Genomic DNA, 12191 nt, shown 5'->3' on the forward strand with positions numbered 1-12191 from the left:
CCCCGAATCGCAGAATGCGCGGGCGCCGATCAGAAGTACGGCGTCTTCTTCACGACGAAGTGGGCCTTGCGCACAGCCTTCTCGACGCCGGCCTCCCACGCCTTCGCCTGCAGCGGCATCACGGGCAGCAGCCAGGTGCCGACGTAGTCGGTGACCTCCTTGTTGAACCCCGTCTTGAACTGTCCGACGCCGTAGAGCGGGTGCGTCTCGTCCTTGGCGCGATCCGAGGGCGGGGCGCCGCACAGGTCGTAGTCGGTGACGCCGCGCTCCTTGAGCGCCTTGATCGTGTCGAGCACGAGCAGCGCCGCGGCGCCGCGCACCTTCTTGACGGGCACCGACGCCGCGTCCTTGCGGCTCGCGAGGTGGCCGTTGATCATGACGAAGTCTGCCGAGATGACCTCACCCTCGTAGTAGGCGAAGAAGAAGGCGCCGCGGCCGTCGCGCGCGTACGTCTGCCAGAACGTGCGGTAGTACTCGTAGGGGCGGATGACGAAACGCCCCTCGGCCGTCTTGACGAACAGGTCGTAGAACGTGCGGCACGAGGCGTCGTCGATCGGCACCTCGGCGGTCGTCACGCCGTCCTTGACGGCTCGGCGGATGTTGTAGCGCGCCTTCGAGTCGAAGCCCTTGAGCAGGGTCTCGGCGTCGGGCCGGATGTCGAGCCACACCGTCGAGAACGTGGGCTGGACGTCGGTCGTGCGGTGAGCGCCCGCGGCCTCGAGCGCCGCCCGGTTCTCGGGTGAATCGACGAGCTGCGGCTCGAACTTGATCGCGAAGACGAGGCGCTTCTTCGCCTGCACGGCAAGCGCCGTCAGCACGCCCGACGGGTCGCTGCCCTCCGCCAGCCCGGGGCCCTGCGGCACGTACCACAGCCGCCCCAGCGGCGGGACGATCCGCTCGAGCACCATGACGGCGACCCCGCCCGCGTCGACGAAGCGGGGCCTCCACCCGGCGTCGGCCTTGATCTCGGCGAACTCCGCGAGCTGGAAGAATGCGCCGCCGTCGGGGTTCGCGGCGACGGAGGCGTTCCAGCCGTCGGGGGCTGATGTGGTGGAGGAGGCTGATGGCGCCGTCACGGTGCGTCCTACGTCTCGGGAATGGATGTTCCCCTCCATCGTGACGCATCGACCCCGCGCGTCAAGCATCGCCGTCCTCGACGTCGGGCACGTCGTCGACACCGCGCGGAGCCGGGCCGGGCGGCGAGCGCGACACCTGGGTCCCGATCAGCCCCTACCCAACGGCGCTTATCGGTCACATGTGTCCGTGAATCGCCGTTGGGTCGCTGGATCGCAGATGTGGACGAAAATCGCGGATGGGGACAGGAATCGCAGATGGGGCGGGTGTTGACGCGCAGATGCGCAGCGATTCGCCAAGAGCGCCAGGTCTGAGAAACTGGGAGTTCATCTGCCGCCCCCGATCCTGTGGGGCGGCCATCTTGTCGAAGGAGGGCGATGAACGAGCCCAGGGGTCTGCGGGCGTCAGGGTGGCCGGGGGTGGTCGTGCTCGCCCTCGGCATCTTCGCGATGGTGACGGTCGAGGAGCTGCCGATCGGCGTCCTCACCCTGATCAGCGACGACCTGGGCGCCTCCGAAGGAGCCGTAGGCCTCGGCGTGACGCTGGCCGGCGCCGTCGCCGGCGTCATGGGATTGTCGACGTCACTCGCCATCGGCACCCTCGATCGCCGCGTCGTGCTCTTCACGGCACTGCTCGTCGTCGCGGCCGCGACCACGGCGTCCGGGATGGCCACGAACGTCGCCGTCTACCTCGTCGCGCGTTTGTGCGCCGGGCTCGGCATCGGCGTGTTCTGGGCGCTCATCGCCATCGTCGCCTCCCGCATCGTCGCGCACGAACGCGCGGCGCTCGCGACCACCGTCGCGTTCGCGGGGGCGTCGGGAGCGACGATCCTCGGCGTGCCGATCGGCACGTGGCTCGGCACGACGTGGACGTGGCACGTCGCGTTCTACGCGCTCGCCGCGTTCTGCTTCGTCATTGCCGTGGCGCTGTGGTTCCTCGTGCCGAGCGTTCTCGTCGACGAGAAGTTCACGACCGACGGGTACCGCCGCGCCTGGTCGATCGGCCCGGTGCGTCTCGCGCTGCTCGTGACGGCGGTGCTCGTCGTCGCGCAGTTCTGCGCGTACACCTACGCGAGCCCTGCGCTGCAGGAGTTCGCGCACGTCAGCCCCGCGGGTGTCGGCGCGATGCTGCTCGTCATGGGCATCACCGGGTTGTTCGGCAACGTCGGCTCAGCGCCCATCATGCGACGTCGCCCGATGCTCGCGATGCTGCTCGTCACGTGCGGCATGACGGCCGGCATCGCGGGCCTCATGCTCTCGGGAACCCCCGCCGTCGCGGCCCCCGCGATGGGCGTGTGGGGACTGTTCGGTGGCGCGATGGCCGTCGTGCTGCAGCACTGGGTACTGACGAGCGCCGGGCCCTACGCCGAGCCCGCCGCAGCGCTCGATTCGGGCATCTTCAACTTCGCGATCGCCGGCGGAGCCGCCCTCGGAGCGTTCGTCCTCGACGTCTCGAACATCCACACCGTGTTCGTCGTCGCCATCGTCGGCACACTGACGGCGACCGCCATGGTGCTCGCGTACCGGCGTCGCGTCACGGCCTGAGGGCTGCATCGCGCGGCCAACGCAGGGCCCAGCCGCGCCATTTCGTGCACGTCAGGTCATCGCCGCATCCCCCGAGCTCGAACACGCCGTGGCGCAAGCGTGTTTCGGGCGTGTGACACGGCCTGGACGCCGCTGAAACGCGGGGGTCCGCCTCGGCATACTGGCGAACATGTCAGAACTTCTGCACTTCACGACCACTGACGCGGACCGCTCGGCCACCGAGCCGCTGCGCGACGACATCCGTCTGCTCGGCGGGTTGCTCGGTGACGTCATCCGCGAGCACGAGGGTGAACGCGTCTTCGGCCTCGTCGAGGACGCCCGGGTCAAGGCGTTCGGGGTCCGTCGTCAGGAGGTCGACCGCGCGTCGTTCGGCGGCACGCTGACGGGGCTGTCGACGCGCGACGCCCTCCACGTCATCCGAGCGTTCAGCCACTTCGCGTTGCTCGCGAACATCGCGGAGGATCTGCACCGTGAGCGTCGCCGCGCCGCTCACGTCGCGGCGGGGGAGGACCCGCAGGACGGCTCGCTCGCGGCGACCTTCCGCAAGCTCGCCGGCGCCCACATCGACGGGGACACGGCCGCCGAGCGGCTGGCGGGCGCCACCGTCGTTCCCGTCATCACGGCACACCCGACGGAGACGCGCCGCCGCACCGTCTTCGAGGCGCAGAGCCACATCAAGCGCCTCATGCGGGAGCGCACGCGCATGCAGCTCGACCCGAGCGAGGACGCGGAGAACATGCGCCAGATCAAGCTGTGGGTGCTGACGCTATGGCAGACGGCACTCATCCGGCTGAGCAAGATCACGATCACCGACGAGATCGACGCGGGCCTGCGCTGGTACGACGCCGCGTTCTTCGAGGTGATGCCGACGCTCAACGCCGAGTTGCGTGACGCGTTCGCGGCCCTGCTCCCGGGCGCTGGAATCGCGGATGAGCCTGTGCTGCAGGCTGGTTCGTGGATCGGTGGCGACCGTGACGGCAACCCCAACGTCACGGGTGACGTCGTCGCCTACGCCACACGCCGTGCCGCGGAGACGGCGCTCGATCACTACCTCGACGAGCTCGACAAGCTGCAGACGAGCCTGTCGCTCTCCCGACGCATGGCGCCCGTCACGGACGAGTTGCTGACCCTCGCGCAGCACGCAGCTGACGCCGGCGACGCCCGCGACGACGAGCCCTACCGTCAGGCGTTGTCGTACGTGCACGACCGACTCATGGAGACGCATGGGGTCGTCGTGGGGGCTGATGCGGGCGATCCCGGCGCGGCGGGCGCGGCTGGGCCGGCCGGCGCCGTCGGCGCGGGGCAGGGCGGTGAGGCTGACGACCCGTACGTCGCCTATGCGACGCCCGAGGAGTTCCTCGCCGACCTCGACGTCATCGACGCCTCGCTCCGCAGCACCAGTGACGACCTGATCGCCGACGACCGACTCGCCACGCTGCGAGAAGCGGTGCGCACGTTCGGTTTTCACCTCTACGGCCTCGACCTGCGCCAGAACTCCGAGACGCACGAGGCGACCATCGCGGAGCTGTTCGCCTGGGCCGGCGTCTGCGACGACTACGCCGCGCTCGACGAGGACGCCCGCGTCGAGCTGCTCACCGCGGAGCTCGCGAACAACCGTCCCCTCGCCGGGCCGAATGCGACGTTCAGCGAGACGACGACGAAGGAACTCGCGATCACCGCGGCCGCCGCACACGCCGTCAGGACGTTCGGTGAGAAGGCCGTGCCGAACCACGTCATCTCGATGTGCACGAGCGTGTCCGACATGCTCGAGACGGCCGTCCTGCTCAAGGAGGCCGGGCTGCTGACGGTGACGCCAGACGGTCCGCGCTGCAGCGTCAACATCGTGCCCCTGTTCGAGACGATCGAGGATCTGCAGGTCTCCGCGACGACGCTGCGCGCGGCGCTCGCCGTCCCCGCCTACCGCGCCCTCGTCGATTCGAAGGCGGCGCCCGCCGACACCCACTGCGTGCAGATGCACCCGGGTTCACCTGCACGCAAGGGCGGAGGGCTGCAGGAGGTCATGCTCGGCTACAGCGACTCGAACAAGGACGGCGGCTACGTGGCCGCCAACTGGGCGCTGTACCGCGCGGAACTCGACCTCGTCGAGGTGGCCGAAGAAGCCGGCATCCGACTGCGGCTGTTCCACGGCCGAGGCGGCACCGTCGGACGTGGTGGTGGCCCGAGCTACGACGCGATCCTCGCGCAACCGCCGGGCGCCGTGCGTGGCTCGCTGCGCCTCACCGAACAGGGCGAGATCATCGCCGCCAAGTACGCCGAACCGAAGCTCGCCACGCGCAACCTCGAGGCACTCGTCTCCGCGACGATCGAGTCGTCCCTGCTCGACGTCGAGGGTCTCGAACCGTCCGAGGTCGACGACGCCTACGCCGCGATGGACGAGATCGCCGCCCTCGCCCGCGAGGCGTACGGAGACCTGGTGCACCGCACCGACGGATTCGTCGACTACTTCAAGACGTCGACGCCCGTCGCCGAGATCGGCGAACTCAACATCGGCTCCCGCCCCAGCTCACGCAAACCGACGTCGTCGATCGCCGACCTGCGCGCCATCCCGTGGGTGATGTCGTGGTCGCTGTGCCGCGTCATGCTGCCCGGCTGGTACGGCACGGGCACCGCCCTCGAACGCTGGATCGGTGACGACGACGCGCGCCTCGCGCAGCTGCGCGGCTATGTCGAACGCTGGCCGTTCTTCCGCTCCGTCATCTCCAACATGGCGCAGGTCATGGCGAAATCCGACCTCGGACTCGCCGCCGAATACGCCGAACTCGTCGAAGACGCCGACCTGCGAGCGCGCGTGTTCGACAAGATCCGCGACGAACACGCCCGCACCCTCGCCATGTACGAGAAGATCACCGGCCACGACGACCTGCTGTGGGACAACGCCGCTCTCAAACGTTCCGTCTTCAACCGCTTCCCCTACCTCGAGCCCCTCAACCACCTGCAGGTCGAACTCCTGCGCCGCTACCGCGCCGGCGACGATGACCCCCAACTCAAACGCGGCATCCTGCTCACGATGAACGGACTGGCGACAGCGCTGCGCAACTCGGGGTGACCGGGCAGCGCGCGAGCGCGCTGCCCGGTCACCCGGAGTTCGATGATCTTTGACGCTGACTCCTCAGCGCTCGCCCAGCGGGCTCGCTTGATCGCGGTCAGGGTGGCGGGCGGGGGCTGACCTCGCAGGTTCCGCCAGAAGCTCGCTTGGTCGTCCTCAGCACGAGACGTCGAGGGTGCGGCAGAGCGAGGTGCCGAGAAGATGGCGGTCGGCTGTCACCAGGGTCATGTCTTCGAGGGCTGCCTGGGTGACGAGCATCGCGTCGAACGGGTCGCGGTGGGGCAGTTCGCTGCTGACGCGCGCCGCCTCATCGGCATGCCAAGGAAGAATGGGCAACTCGCAGAGCCCGGCACGCCCGCAGAGGGCCGTGATGCCGTCAGGCCCGGACAGCCTGCCGGAGCGCACCTTGATCTTCGTCTCCCAGACGCTGGCGGCCGACACGTAGGACTTGGGTGCCCCGCTCCGTGGTGCCGCGCGCGTCGCGGGGCGCATCGGCTCGAGCGTGACCGGGATGCCACGATGAGGGCATGAGCGACACACTGATCCTGGGCGCCGGCGGGCTGTACCCGCCGCTCGTCGAGCAGCTCGTCGATGACGGCGCCCTGACCTGGCCACACGGTGGCGCTGACCGACGCGCGATGCTCGACGATCACGCCGCCGACATCCGCGTCGTCGTCAGCAGTGCGGGCGTCGGAGCGGATGCGCGCCTCATCGACGCGCTGCCGAACCTCGAACTCATCGCCAACTTCGGTGTCGGCTATGACGCGACGGACGTCGACGCGGCCACCGCGCGTGGCATCCCGGTGACGAACACCCCCGACGTCCTCGACGACTGTGTCGCCGACCTCGCCATCGGCCTGACGATCGACGTCATGCGCGCCATCTCCGCCTCGGATCGGTATGCGCGACAGGGTCGTTGGAAGAGTGACGGCCCGTACCCGCTGCAGCGGCGCGTCACCGGAGCGAAGGTCGGCATCCTCGGTCTCGGCCGCATCGGGCAGGCGATCGCGACGCGATTCGAAGGGTTCCGCTGCGAGATCAGGTACCACAATCGTTCGCGCAAGGACGTCGCCTACGACTACGAGGAGAGCCCCGCGGCGCTGGCCGAATGGGCCGACGTCCTCGTCGTCGCGACTCCTGGCGGCGCGCAGACGAAGGCGCTCGTCGACGCCGACGTGCTCGCCGCCCTCGGTGAAAACGGCTACATCGTCAATATTGCGCGGGGCAGCGTCGTCGACCAGGAGGCGCTCATCGAGGCGTTGCAGCATGACGCGATCGCGGGCGCCGCGCTCGACGTGTTCGCCGACGAGCCAAGCATCCCGCAGGAGCTATGCGACCTCGACACGGTCGTCATCACCCCGCACGTCGCGAGCGCGACGCACGAGACGCGCCGCGCGATGGCCGACGTCGTCCTTGCCAACATCGACGCCCACCGTGCGGGCCAGGAGCTGCCCACCCGCGTCAACTGACGATCGATGACGGCCCTTGCGCCACGACCACCCTCGCGGCGAGCGTCATGACTCGTCCTCGGCGTAGCCCAGCTACGGCAGGTGCTGAGCGAGGAGGAGTTCGAGGCCGCGCGACGCACCGCGATCAACGCGCATCACACCGACGCCGGCATCGTGGAGGCAATGTGGGACGCGATGCGCGAGTTGGGTAGCGACGGCGGTCGCGTGCTGGAACCCGGTTCGGGTGTAGGCACCGTCAGCAGACTCGGCTCAATCGAATCTTCGCCAGCCCCTGGTGCTGCCATGCTGTCGACCCTTGCGCCGAATGACAGCCTCTACCGAACCCGGGCGAGTCAACTCGCGACATGGAGGCCCCGACGCGGTTGCATCGGGCTGGAAGAAACAACCGCACTCTGGTTAGCTACAGGCAGACCCGTAATCCACGGGCCCCTCGACGGGCCGCTTCGAGCTGGGGCGGTCGAAGGAGTGAAAGACATGGCAACTGGTAACCGCGCCGTGGTGTTCCACGGTACCGAAGACATGCGAGTCGACACCGTCGATTACCCCAAGCTCGAGATGCCGAACGGCCAGAAGGCCCCGCACGGCGTCATTCTCAAGATCGTCGCAACGAACATCTGCGGGTCCGACCTGCACATCTACCGCGGTTCGTTCCCGGTGCCCGAGGGCATGCTCATGGGTCACGAGATGACTGGGCAGGTCGTCGAGGTCGGCCCTGACGTCGAGTTCCTGTCCGAGGGCGACCTCGTCTCCGTCCCCTTCAACGTCGCCTGCGGCCGCTGCCGCAACTGCCGCGCCCGCCACACCGAGGTGTGCGAGACGACGAACCCCGACGCCTCCTGCGCCGCCTACGGCTTCAACCTGGGTAACTGGGACGGCGGCCAGGCCGAGTACATGTTCGTGCCCTACGCCGACTTCCAGCTCCTGCGCTTCCCCGACAAGGACCAGGCCATGGAGAAGATCCGCGACCTGGCGCTGCTGTCGGACATCCTCCCCACCGCATTCCACGGTCTCATGGAAGCCGGCGCCAAGCCGGGCTCCACCGTGTACATCGCCGGCGCTGGCCCCGTCGGACGCTGCGGCGCTGCTGCGGCCCGCCTGCTCGGTGCGTCGTGCATCATCGTCGGCGACTACGACCAGAAGCGACTCGACCTCGTCAAGCGCAACGGCTGCGAGACCATCGACCTGTCCCAGGACGTGCCCCTGACCGACCAGATCGAGGCCATCCTCGGTGAGCCGATGGTCGACAGCGCTGTCGACTACGTCGGATCCGAAGCTCACGGCATCGGCTCCGACGCGGACAAGCTCATGCCGCAGGCCGCGATCAACCAGGTCATGGACGCAACCCGAGCCGGCGGCGCCACGGGCGTCATCGGTGTCTACGGGCCCGACCCGCTCGCGCCGACGCAGGAAGGTAAGGAAGGCACCTTCCCGCTCGACTTCGGCAAGGTATGGATCAAGTCGCCCCGCATCTCCGCGGGCCAGGCGCCGATCATGCACTACAACCGTGAACTCATGATGGCCATCCTGTGGGACCGCATGCCCTACCTGAGCGACATGCTGAACACCCAGGTCATCAGCCTCGACGAGGCCCCTGACGCATACGCGAAGTTCAACGAGGGTTCGGATGAGAAGTACATCATCGACCCGCACGGGATGATCAAGCACTGATCGTCTTGCACCCCTGACGTGTGAGTGGGGCCCCGCCAAATTTGGCGGGGCCCCACTCACACGTTCACCGGCAAACCTGGGCAACTGGCTCAAACCAGGCCTTTGCAATAGCCCAGGAATGCGGCTGACCGATGTCGAGATGCGCCGTACTTTGCACACGACACGCCTCGGACATTGCACAGTCGGGCCCGGAGCCACCCGCTTGCGCAAAGTCGAGGCAGACCGGCCCTGGAAGCGTTCAGGCACCTCGTGCGATGGAAGCAGTCGGCTCGAACGGACCGTCTGCGTGGCTCGCTGGCGCCGCCATCGGGGCCGGTTTCGGGTACGCCTCGGCCAACATCGTCGGCGCTATGATGACCGCAGCGGGGTTGGCCCTTGCCTTTGTCACCCTGCGACTGGACGCGCGCGAGCGTCGCCACATCTGATCCCCGCACAACGCATCTCATTACCGCAACGCAAGGGAGAACCCCATGAGTGCCACCCTGCCCCTGGCCAGCCAGAACGTCCTCATCATCGGCGGCGCGCGCGATATCGGGTTCGCCATCGCGAACGCCATCCACGAAGCAGGCGCAACACCTGTCATCGGTGCTCGCGACCTGGTGAAAGCGCGCGAGGCCGCTGAGCGGATCCCCGGAGCGCGAGCTGTCAGCATCGACATCACCGACGAAGACAGCATCGTGCGCGCTCTGGACGAGGTCGGACCACTCGATCACATCGTCACCACCGCGTCTGCGCATCACAACGTGCCGGTCTCGCAGCTCGACCACGACCATGTCGTCTCCGCCTTCGAGGCCAAGGTGATCGGTCCGATGTTGCTGGCGAAGCATGCAGCCAAGACGGTTCGCCCCGACGGCAGCCTTCTGCTGTTCTCCGGCGTCGCCGCGTGGAACCCGTCGCCCGGATACGCCGTCATGGGCATTACGAACGGGGCGGTCACCTACGGCGTCACGCATCTCGCAAAGGAGCTCGCTCCCATCAGGGTCAACGCGATCTCGCCCGGCATCATCGATTCCGGCAGCTGGGATGCGATGGGAGACAACGCGAAGCACGAATTTCTCGAGGACTCCGGGCGCGCGACCCTGGTCGGCCGAGTGGGGCGGAACGACGACATCGCACGTGCCGTCCTGTGGCTGCTCGAAGGGTCGTTCGTAACCGGCGAGACCATCCACGTCGACGGCGGCGCACGCATCGCATGACCATCCGGCAAGACCGGCCACCTCAACGAGGGAAACCACCAAGAGGACCGTCCCTAGATTCCGCATCTTCGAAAGTGCACACCTGAGAGGGTGCCTACTTTGGTGGGTGGGTACACCCCGCTGGCACGAGCCGTCGCTCATCGAGTGCGCGTGCACATCGGGCTGGTCGACGTCTTATCGTCACTTCGCACCTAGGGTCTGAACGTGCCAGGTCGACTCGTGAGGTGCGCACGCGTCTCGTCGATGTCGCAGAAGCTCGCCAGACAATCGGAAGCGATCGGGGAGGTTTCCGATCTGTTCTCCGCCCACCAATTCGGCGAGAGCCGAGCCGATCACGTCGGATGCCCGGCGCTACGTGCGTCGCGGCGACACGCGTTGAGAGCCGAGACGCCGCTGGCGCCGCTCGCCGCTGCGAGACAAAACGCGTGAGAGCCGGAACGCTGCCAGGCAGGGTTCCGGCTCTCACGCGTGACGCGGCGCAAGGCCGCAGTCGAATTCTCGGACCGCGATTCCTCAGACGTCGATCGCAGACGTCTCAGACCTCGATGGCCGGGTGCGTCAGTTCTTCGTCATGATGACGGTGACGAGGCCACCGGCGGCGGCGAGGTTGCCGAAGAAGGCGGTCATCTGCTGGTTGCGGGCCTGCGGGTCGTCCTTGATGTCCCAGAAGTTGTGGGCGGAGACCGTCGTGGCTGCCAGCAACGGCAGCAGGCCGATGGCGGCGAGACGCGACTTGATGCCGAGGCCCATCGCCGCGCCGAGGGCGATCATGCCGGCGCCGTTGGCCTGGATGAGCTGCTCGGACGTGAGCGGGAGCCGACCCTTGAGGCCGTAGCGCTCCTGCGCGGCGTCGATCATCGGCACGAGGTGAGCGCGGTTCTTGATGGCGTTCTGGCCGCCGTAGACGAACAGCGAACCGACCATCGCGCGGCCGAGAGCCTTGCCGGGGTTGAACATGCGAATACCACCTTCGTTGAAGAATCAACGACGCTGAGCGCGCCGTTCCGTTCGATGCCCAGCCTATGATGTCGCGCTGCGATCCGCATTCCCGCGGGCGTGGATGCCTGACCTGCGGGCTGATGCGGGGTGCGTCAACAGGCCGAGGCAACCGCAGAGGGGTGAGCCCCGGGGCGTCAGTTCACCCCGTCGACCGGCCGACCGTTCTCGAGGTAGAGGCAGTGAGGGGCGCCCCAGCCGTGCGCGACGCGCCGTCCGACGGGCTTCGACAGCAGGGCCAGCGCCTCGTCGCGTTCGGCGAAGCGGTGGGAGGCGATCTCGTCGGCCTGCAGGCGGATCGAGGCAATCTGCTTGTCGTCGAGGGTGCCGCAGTCGAAGAGGAAGCGCAGCCCCAGCTTGCGCTCGAGCTTGCCCGGGCGGGTGTCGACGATGACGAGGTGTCCGCTCGTCACGACCAGCCCCGTCTCTTCGAGCACCTCGCGCCGGCATCCGTCCCATGGACTCTCGCCGTCGGCCTCCATCGCGCCGCCGGGGATCGTCCAGCCGCTCTTGTATGTCGGCTCGAGGATGAGCAGGCGCCCCGAACGATCGAAGAGCAGTGCGCCGGCGGAGGCGGGAATCTCTGGTGGGTTCCATGGCATGGCTCGAACGTATCGTCTCGGGCCGGGGGAGCCGAGCAGGTCGTCGCACGTCGTTCGAGGGGCGGGCGTGGTTCGCCCGGCCCGGCAGTGGCCGGGCGGCGCTGAGATGCGCACGGATCGCTCGGCCGGGCGCCGGTCGGGCGCCGGTCGGAAGAGCCTGTGGCGATGAACCCCTGGCGCGGCCGACGCAGTCTGTGATGTGATCGAGGTAACTATTGAGCATTGCTCAACAATGCTTCACAACGATGAACGAGGTGGCAGACATGGATGTTCACGGCGCGGTGTGCGTGGTGACCGGGGCGGCAGGCGGGATCGGCGCGGCGCTTGCGGAGGCGCTGCTCGAACGCGGCGCGAAGGTCGCCCTCACCGACCTCGACGGCGAACGTCTCAGTGCCACGCGCGAACGGCTCGCCACCGCCCACGGCGACGTGGTCGCTGCTGCCGGTGACGCCTCGAGCGCCGCCGACATCGCCGAGGTCATCGCCCTCACCGACCTCGACGGCGAACGTCTCAGTGCCACGCGCGAACGGCTCGCCACCGCCCACGGCGACGTGGTCGCTGCTGCCGGTGACGCC

10 protein-coding genes are annotated in these 12191 nt (G+C 68.2%); 6 read left to right on the forward strand and 4 right to left on the reverse strand.

The window, feature by feature from the left end; genetic code table 11:
• Nucleotides 1-29 precede the first annotated feature (29 nt).
• Nucleotides 30-1076 (reverse strand): lipid II:glycine glycyltransferase FemX, encoded by a 1047-nt coding sequence (locus ABH936_RS11030; RefSeq protein ID WP_404603260.1) that lies wholly within the window; start codon nucleotides 1074-1076, stop codon nucleotides 30-32.
• A 375-nt stretch (nucleotides 1077-1451) separates the two neighbouring features.
• On the opposite strand from ABH936_RS11030, the gene ABH936_RS11035 reads away from it, so the two are divergent.
• Nucleotides 1452-2618, forward strand: coding sequence for an MFS transporter (locus ABH936_RS11035; protein WP_404603261.1), 1167 nt, complete (start codon nucleotides 1452-1454; stop codon nucleotides 2616-2618).
• Between the two features lie 169 nt (nucleotides 2619-2787).
• On the forward strand, nucleotides 2788-5685 hold the full coding sequence (gene ppc / locus ABH936_RS11040) for a phosphoenolpyruvate carboxylase (RefSeq protein ID WP_404603262.1): 2898 nt from the start codon (nucleotides 2788-2790) through the stop codon (nucleotides 5683-5685).
• A 156-nt stretch (nucleotides 5686-5841) separates the two neighbouring features.
• Here ppc and ABH936_RS11045 read toward each other — a convergent pair whose 3' ends face one another.
• Nucleotides 5842-6177 carry a type II toxin-antitoxin system VapC family toxin gene (locus ABH936_RS11045; RefSeq protein WP_404603263.1) on the reverse strand — a complete coding sequence of 112 codons (336 nt, stop codon included), beginning with the start codon at nucleotides 6175-6177 and terminating at the stop codon, nucleotides 5842-5844.
• A 35-nt stretch (nucleotides 6178-6212) separates the two neighbouring features.
• Between ABH936_RS11045 and ABH936_RS11050 the strand changes: the two genes are divergently transcribed.
• From ABH936_RS11050 to ABH936_RS11060, 3 genes are all read left to right on the forward strand, one after another.
• Nucleotides 6213-7154, forward strand: a complete 942-nt coding sequence (locus ABH936_RS11050) for a 2-hydroxyacid dehydrogenase (RefSeq protein WP_404603264.1) — start codon at nucleotides 6213-6215, stop codon at nucleotides 7152-7154.
• A 474-nt stretch (nucleotides 7155-7628) separates the two neighbouring features.
• A complete protein-coding gene (locus ABH936_RS11055; protein ID WP_404603265.1) occupies nucleotides 7629-8822 on the forward strand; it encodes an alcohol dehydrogenase catalytic domain-containing protein in 1194 nt (397 codons plus the stop codon).
• Between the two features lie 470 nt (nucleotides 8823-9292).
• Nucleotides 9293-10018, forward strand: coding sequence for an SDR family oxidoreductase (locus ABH936_RS11060; RefSeq protein WP_404603266.1), 726 nt, complete (start codon nucleotides 9293-9295; stop codon nucleotides 10016-10018).
• 558 nt (nucleotides 10019-10576) lie between these two features.
• Here the strand turns inward: ABH936_RS11060 and ABH936_RS11065 are convergent.
• Nucleotides 10577-10975, reverse strand: coding sequence for a DoxX family membrane protein (locus ABH936_RS11065; protein ID WP_404603267.1), 399 nt, complete (start codon nucleotides 10973-10975; stop codon nucleotides 10577-10579).
• A gap of 176 nt (nucleotides 10976-11151) precedes the next feature.
• On the reverse strand, nucleotides 11152-11616 hold the full coding sequence (locus ABH936_RS11070; protein WP_038566879.1) for an NUDIX hydrolase: 465 nt from the start codon (nucleotides 11614-11616) through the stop codon (nucleotides 11152-11154).
• Nucleotides 11617-11861: 245 nt separating this feature from the next.
• Between ABH936_RS11070 and ABH936_RS11075 the strand changes: the two genes are divergently transcribed.
• Nucleotides 11862-12191 (forward strand): SDR family NAD(P)-dependent oxidoreductase (locus ABH936_RS11075; protein ID WP_404603268.1); only part of this gene is annotated, 330 nt, incomplete at its 3' end.

It is taken from the genome of Dermacoccus sp. GAS27A (assembly GCF_044909235.1).
Classification (GTDB): Bacteria; Actinomycetota; Actinomycetes; order Actinomycetales; family Dermatophilaceae; genus Dermacoccus; species Dermacoccus nishinomiyaensis.

Excerpts from the sequence above, each read along its gene's own strand:
- ABH936_RS11035 (WP_404603261.1), top strand. The coding sequence starts at position 1,452 with ATGAACGAGCCCAGGGGTCTGCGGGCGTCAGGGTGGCCGGGGGTGGTC.
- ppc (WP_404603262.1), top strand. The coding sequence starts at position 2,788 with ATGTCAGAACTTCTGCACTTCACGACCACTGACGCGGACCGCTCGGCC.
- ABH936_RS11045 (WP_404603263.1), bottom strand. The coding sequence starts at position 6,177 with ATGCGCCCCGCGACGCGCGCGGCACCACGGAGCGGGGCACCCAAGTCC.
- ABH936_RS11050 (WP_404603264.1), top strand. The coding sequence starts at position 6,213 with ATGAGCGACACACTGATCCTGGGCGCCGGCGGGCTGTACCCGCCGCTC.
- ABH936_RS11055 (WP_404603265.1), top strand. The coding sequence starts at position 7,629 with ATGGCAACTGGTAACCGCGCCGTGGTGTTCCACGGTACCGAAGACATG.
- ABH936_RS11060 (WP_404603266.1), top strand. The coding sequence starts at position 9,293 with ATGAGTGCCACCCTGCCCCTGGCCAGCCAGAACGTCCTCATCATCGGC.
- ABH936_RS11065 (WP_404603267.1), bottom strand. The coding sequence starts at position 10,975 with ATGTTCAACCCCGGCAAGGCTCTCGGCCGCGCGATGGTCGGTTCGCTG.
- ABH936_RS11070 (WP_038566879.1), bottom strand. The coding sequence starts at position 11,616 with ATGCCATGGAACCCACCAGAGATTCCCGCCTCCGCCGGCGCACTGCTC.